A 24214-nucleotide genomic window follows, 5' to 3' on the forward strand; every position below is an offset into this window, starting at 1 on the left:
CAGCCACCTGATCATTCTCGCCGTCCGACGGCGCCCGGCGCAGCAAACCCCGCGACGCGTCACGACAGGGCGAACGTTGTCTGATGCGGCACTAGCTGGCGAACTGCTGACCGCCCGGCTCTCCCCGCAGGTCTCCGTCGTTCCGTACCGTACGGGGCGACGGAGGAGGGGACCACGATGGCCGGACTGCGCCTGGGACCGCTGCTCAGGTACTCCGACGGCGCCGGCGCGACCGTCTGGGTCGAGGCGAGCCGCCCCTGCACCGCCGAGGTGCGGTGCTCGGACGGCTCCCGGGGCGAGGCCCGCACCTTCCAGATCGAGGGCCACCACTACGCCGTCGTCCCGGTGACCGGACTGACCCCGGGCACCTCGCCGTCGTACGAGGTCCTCCTGGACGGCACCCGCGTATGGCCGCCCGCCGGCTCCCGCTTCCCGCCCTCGGTCATCCGCGCCCGCGCCGACGGCGGCGCGCTCCGCGTCGCCTTCGGCTCCTGCCGCTGGGCCGCCCCCGCGGAAAACGGCCCGGACCCGGTCGGCCCGGACGCCCTCGACACGCCGGCCGGCCGGATCGCCGCCGACCCCGAGGGCGAGCGCCCCGACGTCCTGCTGCTGCTCGGCGACCAGGTGTACGCCGACGAGACCTCCGAGGCGACCCGGCGCTGGCTCGCCGCCCGCCGGGACCTGTCCGACCCTCCCGGCGGCGCGGTCGCGGACTACGAGGAGTACACGCACCTCTACTACGAATCCTGGCTCGACCCGAAGGTGCGCTGGCTGCTGTCCACCGTGCCCAGCTGCATGATCTTCGACGACCACGACATCATCGACGACTGGAACACGTCCGCCGCCTGGCTCGCCGCCGCGCGGGCCACCGACTGGTGGCAGGAGCGGCTGGTCAGCGGTCTGATGTCGTGCTGGGTGCACCAGCACCTTGGCAATCTCACGCCGGACGAGCTGGCCGCCGACCCCGTGTACGCGGCCGTACGGGCCACCCCCGACGGCACCGACGTGCTGCGCGCCTTCGCGGCCGGGGCCGACGCCGACCGTGCCTCGGTCCGCTGGAGCTACCGGCGGGACTTCGGCCGGGTCCGGCTGGTGATGGTGGACAGCCGGGCCGCCCGCGTGCTCGACGAGGGCAGCCGGGCCATGCTCGACCCCGGCGAGGCGGCATGGCTGCGCGAGCAGGTGCTGGACGGTCCCGGTACCTGCGACCACCTGCTCATCGGGACCTCGCTGCCCTGGCTGCTGCCGCACCTGGTGCACGACGCCGAGGCCTGGAACGCGGCGCTGTGCGGGGGCGAAAGGGGCGCGCGCTGGACGCGGTTCGCGGAGCGCCTGCGGCGGCGGGCCGACCTGGAGCACTGGGCGGCCTTCCCGGCGTCCTTCGAGGCGCTGGCGGAGCTGATCGCCGAGGCCGGGTCGGGGCGGGGGGCGCCGGCGACGGTGTGTGTGCTGTCCGGGGACGTGCACCACACGTACCTCGCCGAGCCGCGGTGGCCGTCGCGCGCCGTGGACGCCCGGGTCCTGCAACTGACCTGCTCTCCCCTGCACAACTCCGCGCCCCTGTCGATGCGGCTCGCCTTCCGCTTCGGGTGGAGCGCGGCGGCGCGGGTGCTCGGCCGGCGGTTCGCGCGACACGGGCGCTGTCCCCGGCCGACGGTCAACTGGCGCAAAACCGGTGGCCCCTGGTTCGGCAACCAGCTCATGACTCTCACGCTGCACGGGCGTTCCGCCCGCCTCCGGCTGGAACGGGCGCGGGTCCTGCGGGACGGACGGCCGCGGCTCACGACGGTCGCTGAAGCCGGACTCGACCGTTAATCCACCGGCCCGTGGCCGAATATCACCGCAAGCGGGACCGCCCCATGGCTAAATGTTGAACTTGCAAGCACAAATTAGGCTCACCTAACCTAGGTCCCTCGTTCGAACCGTCCCCGACCGGTCCTCCCCGACCGGTCCGACCGAAGGAGACCCCACATGAACGGCTTGACCGGCCGCCTCAACTCGGCGCAGCCGTACGTCATCGGCCTGTTCCGCATCGTCGTGGGCCTGCTCTTCGCCTGCCACGGCGCCGCCTCGCTGTTCGGCGTGCTCGGCGGTGCGATGGGAACCCAGGGCGGCACGATCCCGGCGGGCACCTGGCCGGGCTGGTACGCGGCAGTGATCCAGCTGGTGGGTGGGGCCCTCGTCCTGCTGGGCCTCGGCACCCGGGCCGCCGCGTTCCTCTCCTCGGGCTCCATGGCGTTCGCGTACTTCGACATCCACCAGCAGGCGGCCCTGTGGCCGATCCAGAACGGCGGCGAGCTGTCGGTGCTGTTCTGCTGGACCCTCCTGATGCTGGTCTTCACCGGCTCCGGCGCCTTCGGCCTGAACCGGCTGTTCGCCCGGCAGTCGGCACCCGAGCGGCAGCCGGCGGTGGAGCAGTCCCCGGTGGCGGCCTGACGGCACATCGGGACGGCGCCCTCCCCGGCGGACACGGCGGGGAGGGCGCCGTCGCGCCGAGCCCCCGGTGAACCCGCCGTCACACCCCGGGCGTACGCTGTATGGCTGTTCACAGGCCGCCCCTGCCGCTCCCCCGCGACATCGCGGCACGATGCGTCCACGGGGGAGTTTCACGGGGAGTTCGGGTGCTGGAGAGTCTGGCGAGGGTGGGGTCGCTCACCGGCACTCCCTGGATTTACGTCGTGGTGGCCCTGTCCGTCCTGCTCGACGTCTTCCTGCCGGTGCTGCCCAGCGGGGTCCTGATCGTCACGGCGGCCACGGCGGCGGCCGCGGGCTCCGGCGCCGCGACGGGTCACGTCCCGCACGACGTCCCGGACATCCTGGCCCTGACCCTGTGCGCGGCCACGGCGTCCGTGCTGGGCGACCTGGTGGCCTACCGTCTGGCCTGGCGAGGCGGTGCGCGCCTGGACCGTGCGATCGCCCGCTCGCGCCGCCTGAGCACGGCGCAGGAACGTCTCGGCGCGGCGCTGTCCCGCGGCGGTGGCGCGCTGGTGGTGCTGGCTCGCTTCGCCCCGGCCGGCCGCTCGGTCGTCTCCTTCAGCGCCGGCGCCACCCGTCGCCGCCCCCGGGAGTTCCTGCCCTGGTCCGCCCTGGCCGGCCTCTCCTGGGCCAGCTACAGCGTCGCCCTCGGCTACTTCGGCACCCGGTGGCTGGGTGCGGCCTGGCTGGCCACGGGCGTGTCGGTGGCGGCGCTGTTCGGGGCGGGCGCGGGAGCGGCGTACCTGATGCGGCGCGAGCCGAAGCCGACGCGGGCCCGGACGCGTACGCCGTAGCGGGCGGTGCCGGCCGGCCCGGCCTCCTATCCGGCCTGCCCGGCCTGTTCGGCCTGCCCGGCCTTCCGCGCTCCGCGCACTTCCAGGCCCGCCAGCAACTCGCCCGTGGCCTCGGCGATCGCCTCGACGGCACGGTCGAAGACGTCCCGGTTGTGGGCGGCTGGAGCCCGGAACCCGGACACCTTTCGCACGAACTGCAGCGCGGCCGCGCGGATCTCCTCCTCCGTCGCCTCTTCGGGCAACGCGGGCGGGCGCAGGGTCTTGATACTCCGGCACATGCCCCCAGTCTGCCCCCGGTGGGAATACCCCGGCCCCCTGCCCCCTTGCATCGACATGACCACCGTGGAGATCACCTACGTCGGCGGCCCCACCGCCGTCATCGAGCTCGGCGGCCTGCGCCTGCTCACCGACCCGACCTTCGACGCCCCCGGCGAGTACCCCGCCGGCTCCCGCAAGCTGGTGAAGACGACCGGTCCGGCCGTCCCGCCCGGCGGCATCGGCCCGGTCGACGCCGTGCTGCTCTCCCACGACCAGCACCCGGACAACCTCGACGCCTCCGGCCGCGCCCATCTCAACGGCGTTCCCCTGGTGCTGTCCACGCCCTCCGCGCACGCCCGTCTGGACGCCCCCGTTCGCGCCCTCTCCCCCTGGGAGCACACCGAGCTTCCCCTCCCCGGCGGCGGGGCCCTGCGTGTCACGGCCGTCCCCGCCCTGCACGGGCCCGTCGGCTCCGAGCCGCTCGTCGGCGAGGTCACCGGCTTCGTCCTGACCGCGCGGAGCCTGCCGAGGATCTACGTCAGCGGTGACAACGCCTCGCTGGATCTGGTCCGTCGGATCGCCGACCGCGAGGGCCCGTTCGACGTGGCGGTGCTGTTCGCCGGTGCGGCCCGCACCCCGCTCGTCCCGGACGCCCCGCTGACGCTGACCAGCGAGCAGGCGGCCGAGGCCGCCCGGATCCTCGGCGCCCGGCACGTCGTACCCCTGCACTTCGAGCACTGGGCCCACTTCACGCAGGACGGCCCCACCCTCACCAAGGCGTTCGCCGAGGCGGGACTGACCGAGCGCCTGCGACTGCTCGCCCCCGGGGCGTCCGTACGCCTGTAGCGGGCCGACTTCGAACGCATGAACCCATGGAAGCGAGTCGCGCCCCAAAATCGAACAGGCGTAGCATTGCGCCGTGGCTACCACCTACGACTTCCCGAGTGACCTCCTCGCCGGTCAGGAGGAGCTGCATCAGGTCCGGGCCGAACTGTCGGCCCTCCTCAAGCGGCTGCCCTGGTCGGTGGAGCCGCTCGAGGGTTTCAGCGACACCCAGGGCTGGCGCAAGGTGGAGCGCCCCGCCTCTCCGGGCTGGACGGCCGACGAACAGGCCGAGGTCGAGAAGCTCCGCCGCCGGGAGCACGAGCTCGCGGTGTTCGTCAGCACCCACCGCTACTGGTCGGAGTTCACCGGACCGGACCGCGTGGACGCCCGCTCCCGGCTCAAGCACGCCGATGATCTCCCTCAGAACGAGAACGAGACGGACGAGGACGAGGACGAGCAAGCATGATCTATCACGTCGTACCGCTTGCCGAGTGGAACGCGCTCCCCGACCGCCCGTACCAGCCGGACAGCCTGACCGAGGACGGTTTCGTCCACTGTTCCCCGGACGAGGAGACGACCCTCGCCGTCGTCAACGCCTTCTACCGGACCGCGCCCCGCCCCCTGCTGGCACTGCTCCTCGACGAGGGCAGGCTCACCGCCGAACTGAAGTGGGAGGAGGCCGTGCCCGCGCCGCCGCCCGGCGTCGCGGAGGGCACCGCGTTCCCCCATGTGTTCGGGCCGCTCAACCGTGACGCCGTGGAGCGGGTGCTGCAGGTGCGGTGGGACGAGGAGGGCCGGGCGACCGGACTGGCCGACGCGGGCTGACGCGCCCGGCGCGAGCTGACGCGGCCCCGGCCGCCGCACCCCGGACGGGCGGCGGCTCCGCGCGGAAAACGAGCGGGGCCCGGGCTCCGGGTGTTCACCCGGCGGCCTGGGCCCCGCTCGTGTCGTGGGACTGGTGGGCGCGGACGGTTTCGAACCGCCGACATCCTGCTTGTAAGGCAGGCGCTCTACCCCTGAGCTACGCACCCGCGACGAGTCGACAGCCTACATTGCCCGAGGCGCTCTCCCGCAAACGCGTATCGCGGGTCGGGTCCGTACGACCGGGCACGGGGGTTTTCCCCACCACCGGTCCGGGAGCGCTCCGGATTCTTCCCCCGGGGCGCGGGCCCTTACGGTCGGTGTCGAGCCGAAGCGGCTCTCCGTCCGTTCGGGCGGAAGTTCAGGGGTGACCAGGGGGAAATCCGTCATGACCCGTACCGTTCCCGTCCGCGCCGCCGCCGTCGCCGGTGTGGTAGCGGTCCTCGCCGCCTCGGCCACCGCCTGCGGCGCCTCTCCCGGGGACGACAAGAACCCCGACCACCGGTCCTTCGCACTGCACGGGCACACGCTGACCGTCGACTCCGACGACTCGGCGCTGGAGATCGTCGCCACGGACTCCCACAAGGCGGGGAGCATCGAGGTCACCCGCTGGTTCCAGGGGTCCGTGGTACTGGGCGGCACGCCCCGGGTGAGCTGGTCCATGAAGGACGACCGGCTGGTGCTGCGCATGAAGTGCTCCGGCTTCGTCGCCGACTGCGCCGCCAGGCACCGCATCGAGGTTCCGCGCGGGGTCACCGTCAGGGTCGAGGACGGCGACGGGAACGTCCAGGCGCGCGGCTTCACGGACGCACTCGGCATCAGCACGTCGGACGGGTCGGTGCACGTCACCGACTCCACCGGGCCCCTCCGGCTGCACTCCGACGACGGCTCCGTGCACGCGGAGGTGTCCGCCCGCCGGGTGCGGGCCAGCAGCGCCGACGGCTCGGTGCGGCTCGAACTCGGCGCCGTACCCGACCTGGTGGAGTCGAGCTCCGAGGACGGCCCGGTCACGGTCGCGCTGCCGCACGCCACATACCGGGTGACGGCGAAGAGCGACGACGGCTCCGCCCATGTGTCAGTGCCCCGCGACGACACCAGCCGCCATGTCGTGTCCGCCCGCAGCGCCGACGGGAACGTCACGGTGCGCACGGCGAACTGACCGGCCCGTGTGTTCGTCCTTCCCGGGTGGGACAATGACTCCACGCAGGGCGAACCACAGCACGGGAGAGGGATGTGACGGCGACACCGGCGACATCTTCGCGGCCGCACTCGCCGTTTCCACGGCCCCGGCGCACCGTCACGGCCGCCCGTGACGTCCTCACCCTGATGAGCCTGCCGGTCCTCGCCGCCCTGGTGCTGCCCGCCGCCTTCGCCGGCGGCGGCACCCGGCGCTGGTTCGGCGGGCGGGCCGAGAGCCAGCGGGCCGAGGCGCAGGCCGCCAAGGACGCCGCCGCGGCCGCGTTCTACGAGCTCGACACCGCCCAGCGCGACCTGCGGATCTCGATGGAGACGATCACCGCGGTCGACGACTCGCCCGCGGCCCGCCGCGCGGTCACCGACTTCGAGGCACTGGGCCGGCGCATCGACGAGGCCAGTCAGCGCTACATCCAGGCCGTCGACGCACACGACCTGGACCGGGACGGCCTGGAGGCCTCCGTCGCCGCCCGGGCGCGTGCCGAGCTGACCGCCGCCAAGGACGAGCTGGTCCGCGTCAAAGGGGAGCTGGACCGTTTCGGCAGCGGTCTCGGGCTGCTGCTCGGCAAGGCCGAGACCCAGCTGGCGCGCCTCGCGCCCGCGGTCGAGCGGGCCCGGCAGGCGCTGCTCGCCGCCAGCAACGCCCTGGACGCCGTTCGCGCGTCCGGGCTGCGGGCCGACGACCTGGCCGCCCGGCTCGCCGCCCTCTCCCCCGAGCTGACCAAGCTGAACCAGGGCGCGGGGCAGCACGGGGTGCAGCAGACCCTGGAGCGCGCCGAACGGGTCGCGCGGGAGGCCGAGGCGATCCGGACGGAGGCCGGGCGGCTGCCGGAGAAGGCCGCCGAGATCGACCACCGGCTGGTCTCGCTGCGGACCCGGGCCGAGGCGCTGACCACGCGCGCCGGCCAGGTGGACCCGGTGCTCAGCGAGTTGCGGCGGCGGTTCGCGGCCGCCTGCTGGCAGGACCTGCAGCAGGTGCCGCAGCAGGCCGCCGACAACGTCCGGCAGGCCGAGCTGAAGCTGAAGGAGGCGCAGACGGCGCGGGACGCCCAGCGCTGGCCGGACGCCACCGCGCTGCTGTCGACCGTACGGGCGCTGCTGAACACCACCGACGAGGCCGTGTCGGCCGCCGGGGAGCGCCTGCGGCGGCTCAACGCCGTGCAGAAGGACCCGCAGGCGGAGATCGAGCGGACCCGGTTCGCGATCCGGGACGCCCAGCGGCTGGCCATGACGGGCCGGACGACGCCCGATGCCCGGCACGCCCGCCCGCTGGACGACGCGGTGGCCCGGCTTGAGCGGGCGATCACCACGCTGGAGGGCCGCCACCCCGACTACTGGTACTTCCTGACGGAGACCGAGGCGGTGCGGGGGACGGCGGCCCGGGTGGTCGCGCAGATCCGCGAGGAGCGGGGAGCCGGTCACTGACGGCCGGTCCCCGCCCCGGGAGGACACCGCTCAGGTGCGGTAGGCGTAGTACGCCGCGTTCGGGTAGGACGCGATGATGCTCGCCACCGACCTGTTGTAGGTGTTGGTGGAGTGGTACGACACGTACGGCACGCCCTGCGGGCTGCGGTAGGTGACGATCATGGAGTGGTCCTTGGACCCGTCCTTGTTGAAGTCCATCTGCAGCACGTCACCGACGTCGAGCTGGTAGACGTTGGCGAGGCCGGTGACCCGCTTCGAGGACAGCGCGAACCAGGAGAACTCGTTGACGCCGACGAACGAGTCGGACTGGATCTCGGAGTTGCCGAACCACTTGTGGAAGTCGTTCGTGTAGCCGGGAACGTGCTTCCAGCCGCCGGCCTTCAGGGACTGGCTGACGAAGTTGGTGCAGTCGCCGCCGGCGCCGTGCCCGTTGAAGTCGGGGTAGGCCGGGTTGTAGTTGTTCCAGTACTTCTGCGCGTACGCGGCCATGGCCTGGTAGTCGTAGCCGGTCGCGGAGAAGTTCTTCGGCTTGGCCGGCGCGGGCCACGTGGTGGCCGAGCGGGTCGCCTCGGGCGGACCGTCGTCGGCGGTCTTCGGGGCGGCGGCGACGGCCGGCTTGGCGACCTGGTTGACCGCGAGGTATCCGTCGTCGGTGTCGCGGATACCGGTCAGCTGCCAGTTGCCCTGCCGGTCGGCCCTGAACGTCAGCTCGTGGTGGGCCTGGAAGCCGGTGGTCTTCGGCTCCTTGCCCTTGACCTTCTCGTACGTCAGCGTCGTGGTCTCGGTGACGTCGGCGGTTGCGCGGCGGCCCTTCACCTGGGTGGCGTCCAGCGTGACCGTGGTGGCGGCCTTGCTGTACTTCTCACCGAGCTTGGCGAGGCGGGACTTGCGGCCGCGCAGCTCGTTCAGCGCGGAGCTCTCCTGGCTGGACTGCGTGCCGGACAGGCGCACCTTGCCGGAGAAGCCGGACGTGCGCTGCTTGTGCTGCCCCTGCGCCTCGCTCTTGGCGTCGTCCACCAGCGCCTGCGTGCGGTCGGTGAAGACCGCGTCGGCCAGCCGCTGGAAGGTCGCCTTCGTGGCCGCGTCCACCGTCGGGTCGTCGGTCACCGCCGCGCCGGCGCTCCAGCTGGGCAGCAGGGCCACGCCCGCGACCACGGAGGCGGCAGCCGCCGTGATTATGGTGGTGCGGCTCCGCTTACGGCTCAATCTTCTTGATTTCAATGATGTTCCCCTCTACGCCGGTACTCCTACCGGGCGACGGCATCTTCGCATGACGCGTGTGGCCTTTGTGAAGGGGGGATGCACAAGTGGAACCCAGCGGTTGCAGGCGTCACTTGACCACGGTCGACCAGTCCGGCGACTGCGCGGGGTCCAGGCCGCGCAGCGCCTGCAGGGTCGCGGGCTTCTGCACGTCCATCCAGTCGGAGAGTTCCTTGAACGACACGCACTTGACGCCCTTTTTGCTGCAGACGTTCTTGATGACCTGGTCGATGGCCTTCATGTAGATGCCGCCGTTCCAGTCCTCGAAGTGGTTGCCGACGAACAGCGGTGCCCGGCTGCCGTAGTACGCGCGGTTGAAACCGGCCATGTAGGAGTCGACGGTCTGCTGTTCCCACTGCGGGTACTTGGCCGGGTCGCCCTTGGTCTCGCCGTTGGACTGGTTGTAGAGGAAGTTGAAGTCCATCGACAGGCCCTGGTACTTGCCGTTCTCGTACGGCAGCATCTCCAGCGGGAAGTCCCATATGCCGTTCTTCTTGGCCGGCCAGATCTGGAAGTCGCCCGGCGAACTGGCGTCGTAGCGCCAGCCGTAGCTCTTGATGGCCTTCAGCAGGTTCGGCTGGCCCTCCAGGCAGGGCGCGCGGCCGCCGGTGACCTCCTGCTTGAAGTCGAACGGTAGCGGCGGTACGTCCTTGAAGCCGGTGTTGGTCTTCCACTTCTCCACGAAGTCGTAGAACTGGTCGATCTCGCTCTTCCACTCCTCCACGCTCCAGTCGCCGCCGCCCTTGGCGCCGCAGAAGTGGCCGTTGAAGTGGGTGCCGATCTCGTTGCCCTGCTCGTACGCCAGCCGGAGCTGGCCCAGGGTGTCGCGGATGTGGTCCTCCGTGGCGTAGTCGATCGCGGCGTCGCCGGGCGAGTGCTGCGGCCCGTGGTAGAGGGCCTTCTTGCTCTTGGGCAGCAGGTAGATGCCGGTGAGGAAGAAGGTCATGTGGGCGTTGTACTCCTTGGCCAGCTCCCGGTAGTGCGAGAAGAGGTGGTCGCTGCCCTCCAGCGCGCCGTCCCAGGAGAACACCACGAACTGAGGTGGCTTTTCACCTGGTTTGAGCGGTACGGGCTTCAACTCGTCCTTCTGCGGCCCGGTGTAGGAGGTGGAGCCGTCCCCCAGCACATGGGTCTTGCCGTCCCACTTGGGCTCCGTCTTCTTCACCGGGCCGCCCGTGGGGCCGTCCTTGCCGGCGGAGGCGGTCGGCGCGGTGTTGTCGGGGCGGTTCAGCGCGAGGAAGCCCGCCACCACCGACGCGACGACCAGGAGGGCCGCCAGGGTCAGGAACTCGGGGCGGGTGGTGCGGCGGGCCACTCGCGGTTTGCGGCGGTGGCCGGATGTCGACTTCATGCGCGGCTCAATCTGCGAGGAACGGTCTTCGGTGCGGGTGCGGTGCGGCCGGGGCCGCCGGGGTCAGCCGAGGGGGTCCATGGCGCCCGCCCAGATGCCGTACGGGACGCTGTCGGCGGAGGTGCCGGCGATGCCCTTCAACGGCATCGGTTGGAGGCTCTTGGCCAGATCCATGCGGTAGACGACGACTGCCGTGGACACGGACTTCGCGGTGCCGGCGTACCAGGCGGCGGTGTCGTCCTGGGTCGTGCCGGCCTTCCCGGACACCCCGACCGGGGCCGGGGCCGGGGGCCGGGAGGCCTGGAAGGAGTCGCCGAGGGCCTCGGAGACCTCCTCGGCCACGCGGGCGCCGATCGCTCGCCGGGCGATGGGGATGTCCAGCTGGACGGCGGAACCGTTGCGGGTGATACGGCGCACCGAGTACGGCTCCGTGTGCGTTCCGCCGGCGGCGAAGGTGGCGTAGCCGCTGGCCATACGGATCGCGCTCGGCGTGGAGTTGCCCAGGGAGAGCGCGGGCACCTGCGGCCCCATGCTGGAGTCCAGCAGGCCGGACGCCTCGGCGGTCTGCTTCACCTTGTCCAGACCGGTGTCCATACCGAGCTGCATGAACGGCGTGTTCACCGACTCGGCGAGCGCCTTGCGCAAGGTGATCTGCCCCCAGGACTTCTTTCCGTCGTTGTGGGCGGCGACCTTCCGGCCGCTGCGGTCCCAGTAGGGCCCCTCGGGCGTGGTGACGGGCACGGCGTCATTGCCGTTGTAGACGCTGTCGGGGGAGATCTGCTCGCGGGGCGCGTTGCGCTGCTTGGTGACCCCGTGCTCCAGCCCCGCCGCGTAGACGAACGGCAGGAAGGCCGAACCGGCCGGGACGGTGGAGGAGTTGGACTCGTTGTAGCCCTGCGTACGGTGGTCGGGGCCGCCGTAGACGGCGAGGATCCGGCCGTCGGTGGCCACCGAGGCGGCGCCGTAGTGCACGGTCTTCGCCGCGCCGGCCTCCTTGGTCCTCGCCTTCTTGCGGGCCTTGGCGACGACGTCGGTGAGCGTGGTCTCCCGCTTGCGGTCGAAGGTCGTGTAGATCTGGTAGCCGCCGAGGTCGAACTGCTGGTCCGAGATGTGCGCCGCCTTCTTGGCGTACTGCGTGGCCAGTTCCACCAGGTAGTCGCTCTGCTCACCGGTGTCGTAGAGCGGGTTGCGCTTGAGCGGCTCGGGGAACGTCTTGTACGTGGCGCGCTCGGCCGGCGACAGCTTGCCGATCTTGACCATGCGGTCGAGGATCCAGCTCCAGCGCTCGACGGCGCGGTGGTGGTTGGCCGCGTTGAGCGTCGGGTCGTACAGACCGGCGCCCTTGAGCAGTGAGGCCAGGAAGGCCGCCTCGCTGGCGTTGAGTTTGCTGACGTCCTTGCCGTAGTAGGCCTGGGCGGCGCGCTGGATGCCGTAGGTGCCGCGGCCGAACCAGCTCGTGTTGAGATAGCCCTCCAGGATCTGGTCCTTGCTCATCCTGTTGTCGAGCTTCAGGGCGATCATCGCCTCGGTGAACTTGCGGCCGACCGTCTGGTTCTGGGTGAGGTAGACGTTCTTGACGTACTGCTGGGTGATGGTGGAGCCGCCCTGGGTGTCGCCCTGGCCGACCGTGCGCCACAGGGCACGGGTGATGCCCTTGAAGGAGATGCCGGGGTCGGTGTAGAAGCTCTCGTTCTCCGCCGCCAGGACCGCCCAGCGGACGTCCTGGGGTATGTCCTTCAGCGGCATGGCCTGCCGCTGCACCCAGCCGGTGCGGGCCATCGGCGTGCCGTCGGACCAGAAGTAGACGTTGTCCTGCTGGGTGGCATACGTGTTGAGGTTCTGGGGTATGTCCGTGGCGGCGTAGGCGACGACCAGGAACGCACCGGTCAGGCCCACGGCCGACAGCCACGCGCACAGCCACTGCCGCCAGGAGGGCATCCAGCGGCGCCAACCGGTGCGGCCCGGGCGCGGGTAGGCCGGTTTCAGGCGGCGGGCGTAGGGCGCGAGCCGCTCGGCGAGCGGCGCGAGTCGGCGGGTCAGCGGCGCGAGGCGCGCGGCGAGCACCGGCTTGACCCGGGCCACGGCCGCGGGCAGTGCGAGCACGGGCCCGGTACGCGGCTTTCGCCGGTCGGCACGCTGCCCGGCCGTGCGATCGTGGGCCTGGGACTGGGATCGGGATTGGAACACGCGCAGTTGCATGGTTTCGTCCGGCTTCGGTCCGGACGGGCGGCGTTCGGCCGACTTGCGCAAGTCGTCGACCTTCAACTGCATGGTCTCGTCCGGCTTCCGGACGTCCGGCTCCCGTGCCTCGGGTTTCCGGGCCTCCGGCCTCCGCTCGTCCGGATTCCGCCGCAGGGCGTCGACGTTCAACTGCATGGTCTCGTCCGGACGCGGCGGCGGACCGGCCTGTGCCGTCTCCGCCTCCCCCGGCACCTCCCCCGGCACCTCCCCCGGCGCTGAACGGCGCCAGGGCCGCTTCGGCGCGGCGCGGCGCCTCTCGGGCCGCCGGCCTTCTCCCGGCACGCCCGCCCCCTGCCCTGCCTCGGTCACGACCGCGTCTCCCTCCGCACTCCGTCTTGCTCGCGCGGGTCGACACAGCCGCCGCAGACGCGGCTGCCAGCCCCCTCATCCTCAGCCGCCTCGCGGCTCTCGCGGCCATACAAAATTATCAGCGATCTTTTCAATTTCTCCGCACTTGAACTGGACAGAAACCAACACATAAGAAACACAGGGCTCTGTGGAGCCGGTCACGGCCGCTAACCTGGGCACATGCCACGCTACGAGTACCGCTGCCGGAGCTGCGGCGACACGTTCGAACTGAGCCGTCCCATGGCGGAGTCCTCCGCGCCGGCGACCTGCCCCGCCGGGCACGACGACACGGTGAAACTGCTGTCGGCGGTGGCGGTCGGCGGCACCGCGACCAGCCCGGCGCCCCGGTCCGGCGGTGCCGGTGGAGGCTGCTGCGGCGGAGGCTGCTGCGGCTGAAAACCAGCTGGGCGTCTCAGGGCCTGTCCCCTGATACGGCGCCTCGGGGCCTGTCCTGGTACGGCGCCTCGGGGCCTGCCCCCTGGCTCGGCGCCTCGGGGCCTGCCCCCTGGCTCGGCGCGTCAGGGCCCGTCCGGGCCGCCCTGAGGAACTCCCGGACGATCCGCTCACCGGCCAGCACCCCGCGCTCGGGAAGCGCGCTGATCCCCGGCGCCACCCAGCCGGTCTCGGCCAGTTCACCGTGCCCCGGCCGCCAGCCCCGGTCCACGGCCAGCAGCAGGTCGGCGTCGAGCAGCGAGTCGCCCGCGCCGAGGACCAGATCGGCACCCGTGCGGCGGGCCACCTCGCGCACCGCGGCACTCTTGGTGAGCGGCTTCGGCACGGCGTAGATCTTGCGGCCCTGCAGGGACACCGTCCAGCCCCGGTTCTCCGCCCACACGGCGAGCTCCTTGACCCAGTCCCCGGGCAGCAGTTCCCGCTCCACGACGAGGTAGGCGAACAGGTCCTCGGCGACGCGGTGCTTGCGCACCCAGACCGGGTCGGCGGCCCTCAGCAGATGCTCCTGCACCTCCGCCGGCGGCGCGCACTCGCCGGCCAGCCGGTCGGTCACCTGCCGGTGCCAGTCGGGGTCGGAGACACCGTCCACCAGCAGGTGGCCGCCGTTGGCGCAGATGGCGTACGCGGGCGCCGGGCCCGGCAGGTTGATGCGCAGGTACTGCTTGCGGGTGCGGGTCGTGGTCGGCACGAACACCGCCGTGTCGCCGAGGTCGGTCAGCAACCGGGCCGCCGTCTCCGTCATGTACGACAGCGGCCGGCTCTCGTGCACCTCGACGCACAGCAGCCGGGGCGCCCGCGCGTCCGGCATGGTCAGCGCCAGGGCCGCGGAGGAGTAGATCAGCGTACGGTCGAGGTCGCTCGCCACCAGCACCGGCATCAGACCGCCACCGCCCTGCCGTCGGCGCCGGTCGCCCCGCGCGTGTACTTCGGGTGGATCAGGCCCACGCAGGTGTACGGCAGTTCGTCGACCTCCTCGACGGGAACCCCCCGCTGCTCGGCCAGCAGACGGACGTGCTCCAGGTCCGCGCCCGCCCCGGCCCGCGCCAGGATCTTCCACGGCACCCGGCGCAGCAGCACCCGCGTGGTTTCGCCGACTCCCGGCTTGACCAGGTTCACGTCGTGGATGCCGTGCTCCTCGCTGATGCGCTCGACCGCCGCCCAGCCCTCCCAGGTCGGGGTGCGGTCGGCGGACAGCAGCTCCTTCACCGCGGCGTCGACGTCGTCGGCGACCTCGGCGAAGCGCCCGGAGACGGTGTCGAGGAAGGCGTTCGACACGTCGGCGCCGGCGAGGTCGCGGTAGAACTTCGCGCCGTGGAAGTCGTGCCGGCCGACCAGGTCGGCGCGCAGGACCGTCCGGGAGATCAGGCCGGAGACCGTCGAGTTGAGGCACGCGGAGGGGATGAGGAAGTCCTCGCGCGTGCCGTAGGTCCGCACGCACGAGCCCGGGTCGGCCAGCACGGCGATCTCCGGGTCGAAGCCGGTGACGCCGTCGGTCTCCTCGAACTCCCGGATCGCCTGGGCCAGTTCACGGGCGATGGCGCCCTTGCCCGTCCAGCCGTCCACGAAGACGACGTCGGAGGGGGCGTAGCGGTCGGCCAGCCAGCGCAGCGCGTTGGCGTCGATGCCGCGCCCGCGCACGATGGAGACCGCGTAGTGCGGCAGGTCGACGCCGTGCCGGTACCTGGCCCAGCGGCGCATCAGGACACCGACCGGGGTGCCCGCACGGGCGAGCGAGACCAGGACGGGGCTCGGTGACCGCTCGGTGAGCACCGTCTCGGTGACCACGCCGACCGCACGGGCGAGGCGGGCCGCCGAGGCCTCCAGCGCGGTGTGGAAGAGCTCCTGGTACTGCTCGCTCGGCTGGTACTCCACCGGCAGCGACTCGGCGTAGTGCGCGCCGCCGCTCTGGATCGCCTCCTCGCGCTCCTCGGTCGGCGCCTCCAGCGTCACGTCCGAGAGGTCCTGCAGCAGCCAGCCCACCTCGTCCGGCGCGTAGGAGGAGAAGGCGGGGCCGCGGAGGGGCTCGGGCAGCATGGCGGATCTTTCTCGGGAGGAGGGGGCGCCCTGCGGGCCCGCGGCCCCAGGGACGTACGACGGCACGACCGCGAGCAGGACGTGCGGGGTGTGCGCGGCGAGCTGGGCCAGCAGGCCGTCGGGCGCGTGCAGGGCCGGGGTGTCGGCGGCCGAGTCGACGACGGCGACGACGGCGTCGAAGCCCTGGCCGGCGACGTTGTAGGCGTAGCGCTCGCCGGGGCCGTCGGCCGGGTCGTCGTGCGCGGGGAAGGCAAGGCGGGTGCGGATCGCGTAGCCCGGGTCGTCGACCGCGAGGACCGGCGAGCGGGTCGTGGTGGAGTAGCGCACCTCGGCAGGGACGATCCGCTCCAGCTCGTGGGCCAGCCGCAGCGGTGCGTACATCAGCTCCTCGAAGCCGAGGACCAGCACCCTGTCGGCGTCCGTCGGCAGCGCCTCGGCGACCTGGGCGGCCATGGCCGGCAGAGCGCCCTCCAGACGGTCCCGGTGCGCGGGCGTGAACCCGTGCCGCCCCCCGTCGGGAACCCCGTCCGGCCACTCCAGTCCGAGGCACGTGACCCGCCCGCGGCCTCGCTGGGCGGGCAGGAACCCCGGCTGGAACCGGCCGGGCACCGCCACCTCGGTGCGCGGCGGCACCGCCCGGCCCGGGGCTGCTCCCTCGTGGCGGGCGACCAGTTCCTGGCCCTTCTCCAGCACCCCCTCCGGCAGTCGTACCGTGCCCGAGGCGGCGGCCACCAGGTCCAGGCGGGTGCCGGTCTCGCGGGCGAATTCCGCCAGGCGGTCCGCGTCGGCGGCCGAGCGCATGTCGACCAGGGCGACCACGACGTACCGCTTGCGCGGGTGGCGGGCGTGCAGATCACGGATGGTGTTCAGGACCGTGTTGCCGGTGGAGAACTCGTCGTCCACGAGGACCAGCGGACCGTCCGACGCCAGCAGTCCGGGGTCCTCCGGCAGCAGCAGGTGTGAGGTGGCGTGCGAGTGGGACTCCTCGAAGCCGCCCGCCGGGGCGACACCCGGGACCGGGCGGCGCGTGGAGTGCAGGTACGGGGCGGAGCCCAGCCCGTCGGCGACCGAGTGGCCGAGACCGGTCGCGGTCTCCGCGTAACCGAGGACCACCGCCGAATCCGCCTGCTCGGACCCCAGCAGCTCGCGCACCCTGCGGCCCAGCGCGAACCCGTGGCCGTACACGACCGACGGCGACTGGGGTACGTGCTTGCCGAGCACGTTGGACACCAGCAGGTGCGCCCGCTTGGGGTTGCGGCGCAGCGCGAGCCCCAGCAGGCCCGGCAGCTCGTCGTCACCCACGAGTTCGACCCCGAGCCGCTGTGCGACCCAGGTGCCGGACCAGACCCCGTCGTTCACTGCCTTGTTCATGTGTTCCTTGTGGTGAGGGGGGTGAGGGGGGTGAGGGGGGGTGAGCGTGGTGACCGGCCGTGGTGACTGTGGTGAGCCCCGGTGACGGGGCGGTCACCCCGGGATCCCGGCGGAAAGCAGCTCCACGAAGCCGACGTCCTCCCTGGCCACGCCGAAGACCTCGGCGCGCAGCAGGGTTCGCTCGGCCCAGGCGCGGTGCGGCTTCACCTCGTTCATCTTGTTCGTGTAGGCCGACCTCAGTACGCCCCCGCCGCCGCGCTCCGGCCGCAGGATGTCCGCCGCGTCGCTGAACTCCTCGTGGCTGACCACCGACAGCGCGTGGACGGGCAGTACGTGCGAGGGATGGATGCAGGTCTTGCCGAGCAGGCCGTTGGCCTGGTCCAGGGAGATCTCCCGGAGCAGCCCGTCCATCGCGTGCTCGATCAGTTTCTCGCGCAGCTCCACCGCCTGCACCTCCAGGAACGGGCTCTGCCGCAGCTGCGGCTTGAACATACGTTCCTGCACCCGGAAGTACTCCCACACCGGCCCGGTCACCGTGAACCCGGTGCCGTCGGCCCGCCCCAGCATGTTCACCACGTCGGCGATCACCGAGGCGACGACCTGGACGTCGTAGGCGGTCATGTCCGGGGCTCTGCGCAGCCCGTAGGAGGAGCAGAAGTCGGTGACGCCGAGGCGCAGCGCCAGCACCCGGTCCCGGTACTTGTCGACCGCCCGGAAGATACCCTCCAGCGTCTCCACCCGCGACTCCCGGTACAGCAGCTCGGGCGACTCCAGCACCGGCATCGCGAACAGCCGCCGTCCGCTCTCCGTCTCGGCGCCCTGCACCGCCTCAAGGAACGGCATGCCGCGCTCCTCGGTGAACTTCGGCAGCACGAATCCGGACAGCAGCCGGACCGCGGGGCCCAGACGCCGTACCAGGTCGGGTATTTGCTCCGGGACGCGGACCCGCAGGAACAGCAGCGGAAGGTCCGGGCCGACGGGGAGTTCCGCGAGTTCGGCGAACTGCCGGACGAGGTTCTCCTCGCCGTGCGCCACGTCCGCGTCGTCGATGGAGTCCTCCAGGCACAGCACCATCGAGACCACGCCGCGTCCGGCCTGCTTGCGGATGTCCTCGGCCAGGCACGGGCGGGTGGCCGGGCTGTAGAGGGTGGCCCCCAGGGCCGCGGAGAGCAGCCGCGCCGGTGAGTCGGCGGTGAACTCGCACGGCTCCCGGTGGAAGAGGCGCTGCCGCACCTCAGGGGCGATGTGCCCGAAATGACGCATGAGCTCCCCCGTGGCGTCGGAATGCGGCCCTGTGAAGGGTGGCAAAGGGTGGCCGGTAATAGTACGTAGGGATCCACGTCCGGGGTTCCCGCCGGGCATGAATTTCTGGTAACTGGGCCGTGGCGGCGCCTGCTCGCAGCCTTGGGGCGCGCGCCGGGGAGCCGCCACCCCGCGTTGTCGTGACCAGGACCGAGAGGGCAGGATGACCGCATGACGCACGCGATGCTGAAGGGGTCGAACGTCCCGTTGGAAGCCACGACGGTGCGCGCCGTGCTGCGCTGGGCGCCCGGGCAGGGAGTCCCGGACGTCGACGCCTCGGCGCTGCTCCTCGGCCCCGACGGTCGTGTGCGCTCCGACGAGGACTTCGTCTTCTACAACCAGCCCCGGCACCCCTCCGGGAAGGTGTGGCGGCTCGGCAAGAAGCGGATCGCCGAGGGCCTGACCGACACGATCCAGACGGACCTCGCCGGTGTCGAGTCCGCCGTCGGCCAGATCCTGCTGGTCGCCTCCGCGGACGGGCTCACCTTCGACCGGGTCCCGTCGCTGTGCATCCTCCTCTACGACGCCGCGGTCGCCGACGGGGAGCCGCTGGCCACCTTCGACATCAAGCCGGAGACCGGCCGGGAGACCGCCTTGATCTGCGGCGAGCTGTACCGGCGCGGCGAGGGCTGGAAGTTCCGGGCGCTCGGCGAGGGCTACTCGAACGGGCTGAAGGGCCTCGCCACCGACTTCGGTATCTCGGTGGACGAGTCCGAGGAGCCCGTGCCCGAGCCGGAGCCCGCGTCGGCCGGCCGGTCGGCGGCACAGCCCCTGCCGCCGGAACAGCCGGCGCATTCGGAGACTGGGCCGGCGTACGGGTATCCGTATCCGACGAGTCAGCCCGCCTACGGGTATCCGCAGCCTGCGCCGGCTTCGACCGGGTACGGATATCCGCCGCCCGTGACGGCCGTACCGGATCCGGGGTTCCGGTTGCCGCCGCAGGGACCGCAGTTCATCGGGCGGTAGGGGGGCGGTTCGCCCAGGAGCTCGGGGCTTCGTCCCGTCCGGCGGGTGCCGGTGGTTCGTGGCCGGTCGTGCGGTTCGCGCCTCTTCGGGCGCTAACCGTCCACCTTGGACTTGTAGCCCCGGCCCCACTGCAGTCCCCACCCGTACAACCGGTCCAGCTCCGCCTGGAACCCGTACACGAACTTCACCTCACGCCGCACGACGAGCTCGCCGCCCTTGGCCTTCTCGATCAGCACCACCGCGCAGGAGCGGGCCTGCGGATGCCGCTCGTCGAGGCCGATCTCGATGCGGGGACCGTTGCTCGGGTACAGCGTCACGATGGCGTGCGTACGGTCGAAGGCCGGCGTCTGGTCGTAGATGTACACGAAGACCAGCAGCCGCTTGATGTCGTCGCGGTGGTCGAGATTGACGTAGATCGTCTCCCCGGACGCCGACCCGAACCGGTCGTCGCCGCTGAGTTTGACGTACGGCGGTGAGTTCACGTCGCCGAAGAAGCCGCCGAGCGGCTGGACGACCCCCTTGGTGCCGTCGGTCAGCTCGTACATGCACCCGAGGTCGAGGTCGACGTTCACCATGCTCTGGCTGTGCCCGAGCACCTCCGGCGGCCTGAGCGCCTTGAAGGGATGCCGCAGCAGACTCTGCCGGGTGGAACCGCCGAAGTCGGAGGTCCGCATCCGCCAGGTCAGGTTGATGCGCAGGTGCCCGGTGGCCGCGCCCTGCTTGGTCAGCGACACCTGATGATGTCGTTTGGTCAGCTCGATGGCGTTCGTCGCGGCGCTGCCCGAGTCGAAGTCGGCCGCACGTCCGCCCAGTAGCCCGTCGAAGAGCCCCATGTCCCGCCCCCACCGCGTTCACCAGCACCCAAAGCCGCGGGGCGGCTCGGAGGACCCGGTCCGAACCGCTGTCCTCGTCGGCCGCCCCGCACAGAGCGTTCCTCACCCGGAAGGCTGTCACACCCCCGAGGAGACCTCGGTCTTGTCGTCCGAGCCCTGAGCCCCTCCCTCGGTCCCCTCGAGGGCGCGGTTGCGCCGCACGGAGGACCAGAAGGACCAGGCGATCAGGACGACACCGACCAGGCCGGTGATCACCTCGTTGATCTCGTACTGGATGGTGACCATGAGGATCACGGCCAGCGCGCCGATCGCGTAGTGGGCGCCGTGCTCCAGGTAGACGTAGTCGTCGAGGGTGCCCTGGCGCACCAGGTACACCGTGAGGGAGCGGACGTACATCGCGCCGATGCCCAGGCCCAGCGCCATCAGGACGATGTCGTTGGTGATGGCGAACGCGCCGATCACGCCGTCGAAGGAGAAGGACGCGTCCAGGACCTCCAGGTAGAGGAACATGAAGAACGCGGCCTTGCCGGCCAGCATGACCGCCGAGCGCTGCTTGCCGGTGCGCGCGGCCTCTTCCTCCTCCTCGTGCTCGCGCTCCTCCTCTTCCTCCAGCCGGTCCTCGAAGTAGCCGGAGAGCCCGCCGACGATCATGTAGGTGATGAGGCCGGCGATGCCCGCGATCAGGACCGTCTGCGCCTTGTCGACGTGCGCGCCGCCGTGCTGGTGGGCGTGGGTGGCGAAGGTGAAGGAGGTGATCAGCAGGACGATCAGCGAGATGCAGACCGACAGCATGTCGACCTTGCCGAGCTTGGCCAGCGGCCGCTCGATCCAGCGCAGCCACTGGATGTCCCGGTCCTCGAAGATGAAGTCCAGGAAGATCATCAGCAGGAACATGCCACCGAAGGCGGCGATCGCCGGGTGGGCGTCGGTCACCAGCTGCTGGTAGCGGTCCTTGTCGGTCAGCGCCAGGTGGACCGCGTCGTACGGGTTGAGCTTGGCGGTGATGGCGACGATGACGACCGGGAAGACCAGCCGCATGCCGAACACCGCGATGAGCACGCCGACCGTGAGGAAGATCTTCTGCCAGAAGGCGTTCATCTTCTTCAGGATTCCGGCGTTGACCACCGCGTTGTCGAACGACAGCGAGATCTCGAGGACGGAGAGGATCGCCACGATGCCGAAGGCGGTCCACCCCCCGTAGAAGACCGCCGCGGCCAAGCCGACCGCGGTGACCGCGAACGACCAGCCGAAGGTTTTCAGAAGCACTGGCTACCCCATCATGTGTTGGGGGCCCGCCCGGACGATGTCTGGGCGGAATCTCCCCGCGCCGCACTCGGCTTTACTCAACATTGACCACGAGTCTAAGGGCGCCCGCCCCTTCCGAAATACCTGGGGCCGCCCCGGCCGAGGCACCGCTGGTCCCAGCGGTGGTCCCCCGGGACGCGGTTCTGCGCGAGTGGCGCCTTACGAAACGTTGACCCCGAAGTCCAGGGCAATGCCGCGCAGCCCTGACGCGTACCCCTGCCCCACGGCCCGGAACTTCCACTCGCCCTGGTAGCGGTAGAGCTCGCCGAAGATCATGGCCGTTTCCGTGCTGGCGTCCTCGCTCAGGTCGTAGCGGGCGAGCTCCTGACCGCCGTCCTGGTTGACTACCCGGATGTAGGCGTTGGAGACCTGCCCGAAGGTCTGGCCGCGCTCGTCGGCCAGATGGATCGAGACCGGGAAGATGATCTTGTCGCACTGGGGCGGCACCCTGGTGAGGTCCACCAGGATCGTCTCGTCGTCGCCCTCGCCCTCACCGGTGAGGTTGTCGCCGGTGTGCTCCACCGAGCCGTCCGGGCTCTTGAGCTGGTTGTAGAAGACGAACCACTCGTCGCCCATCACCCGGCCGCCCTGGCACAGCAGCGCGCTGGCGTCGAGGTCGAAGGGCGCGCCGGTGGTGGAGCGCGCGTCCCAGCCGAGCCCGACCAGGACATTGGTCAGGTTGGGTGCGGCCTTGGAGAGGGAGACGTTGCCTCCCTTGGCGAGCGTGACGCCCATGATGCTGGTCCTCCCCGAGATGGTGCTTCTGGTTGTCGTGTCGTGCGTCCGGCGCCGCACAAGAACGTGCGGCGCCGGACGGTCAGGCGTTCAGGTCTCGTACGTGCACGCCTCAGACGTTCACGCCGAAGTCCTGGGCGATGCCGCGCAGGCCGGAGGCGTACCCCTGGCCGATGGCGCGGAACTTCCACTCCGCGCCGTGCCGGTACAGCTCGCCGAAGACCATGGCGGTCTCGGTGGAGGCGTCCTCGCTCAGGTCGTAGCGGGCGATCTCCTGCTGGTTGGCCTGGTTGACCACGCGGATGAAGGCGTTGCGCACCTGGCCGAAGGACTGCTGGCGGTTCTCGGCGTCGTAGATGGAGACCGGGAAGACGATCTTCTCGACGTCGGCCGGGACGGTGGCGAGGTTGACCTTGATCGCCTCGTCGTCGCCCTCGCCCTCACCGGTGAGGTTGTCACCGGTGTGCTCCACCGAGCCGTCGGGGCTCTTGAGGTTGTTGAAGAAGACGAAGTGCTGGTCGCTGACGACCTTGCCGGAGTTGTTCAGCAGCAGCGCGCTGGCGTCGAGGTCGAAGTCGGTACCGGTCGTGGTGCGGACGTCCCACCCCAGACCGACGATGACGGCGGTCAGGCCCGGGGCCTCCTTCGTCAGCGATACGTTGCCGCCCTTGCTGAGGCTGACTCCCACGAGTCCTCCATTGGTGTTCGGGGGCGGGGAGCCCCGTAGTGGATCGGATATGGGATCAACGAGTCGATCCTAGTGACGGGTTCCCGCCCCCCGCAGGCCCTGGTGCCGACGAATCAGGGTGTCGGATCACAGGGTGCCGAGCGCCTTCACGTACTCGTTCAGGTCACGCGCGTCCGGCAGTCCGTTGACCACGGTCCACCGCACGACGCCCTCCTTGTCGATGATGAAGGTCCCGCGCACGGCGCAACCCTTGTCCTCGTCGAAGACGCCGTAAGCGCGCGAAGTGTTGCCGTGTGGCCAGAAGTCGCTGAGCAGCGGGTACTCCAGGCCCTCCTGCTCGGCGAAGACGCGCAGGGTGTGGATGGAGTCGTTGGAGACGGCGAGCAGCTGGGTGTCGTCGTTGACGAACTTCGGCAGGTTGTCGCGCAGGGCGCACAGCTCGCCGGTGCACACGCCGGTGAAGGCGAACGGGTAGAAGAGCAGCACCACGTTCTTCTCGCCGCGGAAGTCGGACAGCCGCACGGTCCGCCCGTGGTTGTCCTTGAGCTCGAAGTCGGGGGCCTTGTCGCCGACCTGGATCGCCATCGTGCTGCATCCCTTCGGAGGAGCTGTTCGGGTGAGACCCACCCTACGCAGCGATCACCGCGGGCCGCCGGACGGGCTGGGGACGAACCAGCCCGTCCGGCGTTCGAGGACGAGGCCGTCAGGCCGACCGGGGGATCCGAGGGCCCGACGGGGGGGGCTGTGGGCGCAGCCCCCGGGGCCGGCCACCGCGGCCGACGGTCACCGGAGAGAAACGGTCACCGGCGGAGCGGCACGTCACCTCTTGGACTTCGCGGCCTTCGGCGTGGCCAGACGCGACCCGCTCCAGTCCTTGCCCACGCTGACACTCTTGCTCGCCGACAGACCCGCCGTCGTCGCGGCTTCAGAGATGTCGCTCGGCTCCACGTAGCCCGAACGGCCGGTCTTCGGCGTGAGGAGCAGGATCGCGCCGCCCTCCTCGATGTACGTGGTGGCGTCCACCAGCACATCCGTGAGGTCGCCGTCCTCGTCGCGGAACCAGAGCACCACGGCGTCGGCAACGTCGTCGTAGTCCTCGTCCACGAGCTCGCTGCCGATCGCTTCCTCGATGGCCTCGCGGAGCTCTTTGTCGACGTCGTCGTCGTAGCCGATCTCCTGGACCACCTGCCCGGGCTGGAATCCCAGCCTGCCGGCCGGGTTAGTCCGCTCCTCCGCGTGGTCCGCGGTCGCGCTCACGGGTTGCCTCCTGATGATGTTGCGATTTGGGTCTTCAGCCACGCGCGTGCGCGAAGCGTTGGCCGTAGTCCACACGGGCGGGGCGGATCGCGCAAGTACCCGGCGGTTCAGACCGCCGAAACGGTGACGATCCCGGCTGTGTCGCCGCAACTCCAGACACGGTATCGCGATCAGGGGTGACACACACCACACCCTTGTGCCCGGTTTGCACGGTTGGGAACCTTGCGGAGCCGGGAGA

At 71.1% G+C, this 24214-nt stretch carries 23 protein-coding genes and 1 tRNA gene; 10 read left to right on the forward strand and 14 right to left on the reverse strand.

All coding sequences use genetic code 11. The features are described from left to right. Positions 1 to 177: 177 nt before the first annotated feature. The 3 genes from AB0A61_RS38280 to AB0A61_RS38290 all read left to right on the forward strand — a co-directional run bounded on the left by AB0A61_RS38280 (position 178) and on the right by AB0A61_RS38290 (position 3269). On the forward strand, positions 178 to 1815 hold the full coding sequence (locus tag AB0A61_RS38280; protein WP_361303412.1) for an alkaline phosphatase D family protein: 1638 nt from the start codon (positions 178 to 180) through the stop codon (positions 1813 to 1815). A gap of 165 nt (positions 1816 to 1980) precedes the next feature. Next, positions 1981 to 2436: a DoxX family protein gene (locus AB0A61_RS38285; protein WP_361303498.1), complete on the forward strand. Its 456-nt coding sequence runs from the start codon at positions 1981 to 1983 to the stop codon at positions 2434 to 2436. 185 nt (positions 2437 to 2621) lie between these two features. Beyond that, a complete protein-coding gene (locus AB0A61_RS38290) occupies positions 2622 to 3269 on the forward strand; it encodes a VTT domain-containing protein (RefSeq protein ID WP_361303415.1) in 648 nt (215 codons plus the stop codon). 26 nt (positions 3270 to 3295) lie between these two features. Here AB0A61_RS38290 and AB0A61_RS38295 read toward each other — a convergent pair whose 3' ends face one another. Further along, positions 3296 to 3547, reverse strand: a complete 252-nt coding sequence (locus AB0A61_RS38295) for a DUF2277 domain-containing protein (RefSeq protein WP_361303418.1) — start codon at positions 3545 to 3547, stop codon at positions 3296 to 3298. Positions 3548 to 3602: 55 nt separating this feature from the next. On the opposite strand from AB0A61_RS38295, the gene AB0A61_RS38300 reads away from it, so the two are divergent. The 3 genes from AB0A61_RS38300 to AB0A61_RS38310 all read left to right on the forward strand — a co-directional run bounded on the left by AB0A61_RS38300 (position 3603) and on the right by AB0A61_RS38310 (position 5177). Then, entirely contained in the window at positions 3603 to 4373 is a 771-nt protein-coding gene (locus tag AB0A61_RS38300; protein ID WP_361303421.1) for an MBL fold metallo-hydrolase, read from the forward strand. A gap of 73 nt (positions 4374 to 4446) precedes the next feature. Further along, positions 4447 to 4818, forward strand: coding sequence for a hypothetical protein (locus tag AB0A61_RS38305; protein WP_361303424.1), 372 nt, complete (start codon positions 4447 to 4449; stop codon positions 4816 to 4818). Then, positions 4815 to 5177 carry a DUF952 domain-containing protein gene (locus tag AB0A61_RS38310; RefSeq protein ID WP_361303427.1) on the forward strand — a complete coding sequence of 121 codons (363 nt, stop codon included), beginning with the start codon at positions 4815 to 4817 and terminating at the stop codon, positions 5175 to 5177. The genes AB0A61_RS38305 and AB0A61_RS38310 overlap by 4 nt, the downstream gene beginning before the upstream one ends. Positions 5178 to 5308: 131 nt before the next feature. Here the strand turns inward: AB0A61_RS38310 and AB0A61_RS38315 are convergent. Next, a tRNA-Val gene (locus tag AB0A61_RS38315) sits at positions 5309 to 5383 on the reverse strand. A 218-nt stretch (positions 5384 to 5601) separates the two neighbouring features. Here AB0A61_RS38315 and AB0A61_RS38320 point away from each other — a divergent pair. Together AB0A61_RS38320 and AB0A61_RS38325 are read left to right on the forward strand one after the other, a co-directional pair. Continuing rightward, a complete protein-coding gene (locus AB0A61_RS38320) occupies positions 5602 to 6372 on the forward strand; it encodes a DUF4097 family beta strand repeat-containing protein (RefSeq protein WP_361303430.1) in 771 nt (256 codons plus the stop codon). A gap of 74 nt (positions 6373 to 6446) precedes the next feature. Beyond that, on the forward strand, positions 6447 to 7832 hold the full coding sequence (locus AB0A61_RS38325; RefSeq protein ID WP_361303433.1) for a hypothetical protein: 1386 nt from the start codon (positions 6447 to 6449) through the stop codon (positions 7830 to 7832). 30 nt (positions 7833 to 7862) lie between these two features. Here the strand turns inward: AB0A61_RS38325 and AB0A61_RS38330 are convergent, their stop codons facing one another. The 3 genes from AB0A61_RS38330 to AB0A61_RS38340 form a co-directional block, all read right to left on the reverse strand. After that, positions 7863 to 8987 carry an amidase domain-containing protein gene (locus tag AB0A61_RS38330; protein WP_361303501.1) on the reverse strand — a complete coding sequence of 375 codons (1125 nt, stop codon included), beginning with the start codon at positions 8985 to 8987 and terminating at the stop codon, positions 7863 to 7865. 175 nt (positions 8988 to 9162) lie between these two features. Further along, positions 9163 to 10443: a hypothetical protein gene (locus AB0A61_RS38335; RefSeq protein ID WP_361303436.1), complete on the reverse strand. Its 1281-nt coding sequence runs from the start codon at positions 10441 to 10443 to the stop codon at positions 9163 to 9165. 63 nt (positions 10444 to 10506) lie between these two features. Next, a complete protein-coding gene (locus AB0A61_RS38340; protein WP_361303504.1) occupies positions 10507 to 12714 on the reverse strand; it encodes a transglycosylase domain-containing protein in 2208 nt (735 codons plus the stop codon). Positions 12715 to 13212: 498 nt separating this feature from the next. Between AB0A61_RS38340 and AB0A61_RS38345 the strand changes: the two genes are divergently transcribed. Continuing rightward, positions 13213 to 13428, forward strand: a complete 216-nt coding sequence (locus AB0A61_RS38345; RefSeq protein ID WP_361303439.1) for a zinc ribbon domain-containing protein — start codon at positions 13213 to 13215, stop codon at positions 13426 to 13428. A gap of 16 nt (positions 13429 to 13444) precedes the next feature. Here AB0A61_RS38345 and AB0A61_RS38350 read toward each other — a convergent pair whose 3' ends face one another. The 3 genes from AB0A61_RS38350 to AB0A61_RS38360 all read right to left on the reverse strand — a co-directional run bounded on the left by AB0A61_RS38350 (position 13445) and on the right by AB0A61_RS38360 (position 18153). Then, positions 13445 to 14362: an HAD family hydrolase gene (locus AB0A61_RS38350; protein WP_361303442.1), complete on the reverse strand. Its 918-nt coding sequence runs from the start codon at positions 14360 to 14362 to the stop codon at positions 13445 to 13447. Next, on the reverse strand, positions 14362 to 16890 hold the full coding sequence (locus AB0A61_RS38355) for a phosphoribosyltransferase (protein WP_361303445.1): 2529 nt from the start codon (positions 16888 to 16890) through the stop codon (positions 14362 to 14364). Before AB0A61_RS38355 ends, AB0A61_RS38350 begins: the two co-directional genes overlap by 1 nt. 93 nt (positions 16891 to 16983) lie before the next feature. After that, the gene (locus AB0A61_RS38360) at positions 16984 to 18153 is read right to left on the reverse strand and encodes an HpcH/HpaI aldolase/citrate lyase family protein (protein ID WP_361303448.1); all 1170 of its coding nucleotides are present in this window, start codon (positions 18151 to 18153) and stop codon (positions 16984 to 16986) included. Positions 18154 to 18363: 210 nt separating this feature from the next. Between AB0A61_RS38360 and AB0A61_RS38365 the strand changes: the two genes are divergently transcribed. Then, the gene (locus AB0A61_RS38365) at positions 18364 to 19158 is read left to right on the forward strand and encodes a TerD family protein (protein ID WP_361303451.1); all 795 of its coding nucleotides are present in this window, start codon (positions 18364 to 18366) and stop codon (positions 19156 to 19158) included. 92 nt (positions 19159 to 19250) lie between these two features. Here AB0A61_RS38365 and AB0A61_RS38370 read toward each other — a convergent pair whose 3' ends face one another. The 6 genes from AB0A61_RS38370 to AB0A61_RS38395 form a co-directional block, all read right to left on the reverse strand. Beyond that, positions 19251 to 19991 carry a Tellurium resistance gene (locus AB0A61_RS38370; RefSeq protein WP_361303454.1) on the reverse strand — a complete coding sequence of 247 codons (741 nt, stop codon included), beginning with the start codon at positions 19989 to 19991 and terminating at the stop codon, positions 19251 to 19253. 117 nt (positions 19992 to 20108) lie between these two features. Next, positions 20109 to 21257, reverse strand: a complete 1149-nt coding sequence (locus AB0A61_RS38375; RefSeq protein ID WP_361303457.1) for a DUF475 domain-containing protein — start codon at positions 21255 to 21257, stop codon at positions 20109 to 20111. Positions 21258 to 21455: 198 nt separating this feature from the next. After that, positions 21456 to 22031 carry a TerD family protein gene (locus AB0A61_RS38380; protein WP_361303460.1) on the reverse strand — a complete coding sequence of 192 codons (576 nt, stop codon included), beginning with the start codon at positions 22029 to 22031 and terminating at the stop codon, positions 21456 to 21458. Between the two features lie 112 nt (positions 22032 to 22143). Further along, positions 22144 to 22719 (reverse strand): TerD family protein, encoded by a 576-nt coding sequence (locus AB0A61_RS38385; protein ID WP_361303463.1) that lies wholly within the window; start codon positions 22717 to 22719, stop codon positions 22144 to 22146. A 126-nt stretch (positions 22720 to 22845) separates the two neighbouring features. Next, positions 22846 to 23304, reverse strand: coding sequence for a peroxiredoxin (locus tag AB0A61_RS38390; protein ID WP_361303466.1), 459 nt, complete (start codon positions 23302 to 23304; stop codon positions 22846 to 22848). Between the two features lie 234 nt (positions 23305 to 23538). Beyond that, positions 23539 to 23976 carry a DUF3052 domain-containing protein gene (locus AB0A61_RS38395; RefSeq protein WP_361303468.1) on the reverse strand — a complete coding sequence of 146 codons (438 nt, stop codon included), beginning with the start codon at positions 23974 to 23976 and terminating at the stop codon, positions 23539 to 23541. Positions 23977 to 24214: the final 238 nt, after the last annotated feature.

The organism is Streptomyces sp. NPDC046197, from assembly GCF_040646295.1.
Lineage (GTDB): Bacteria > Actinomycetota > Actinomycetes > Streptomycetales > Streptomycetaceae > Streptomyces.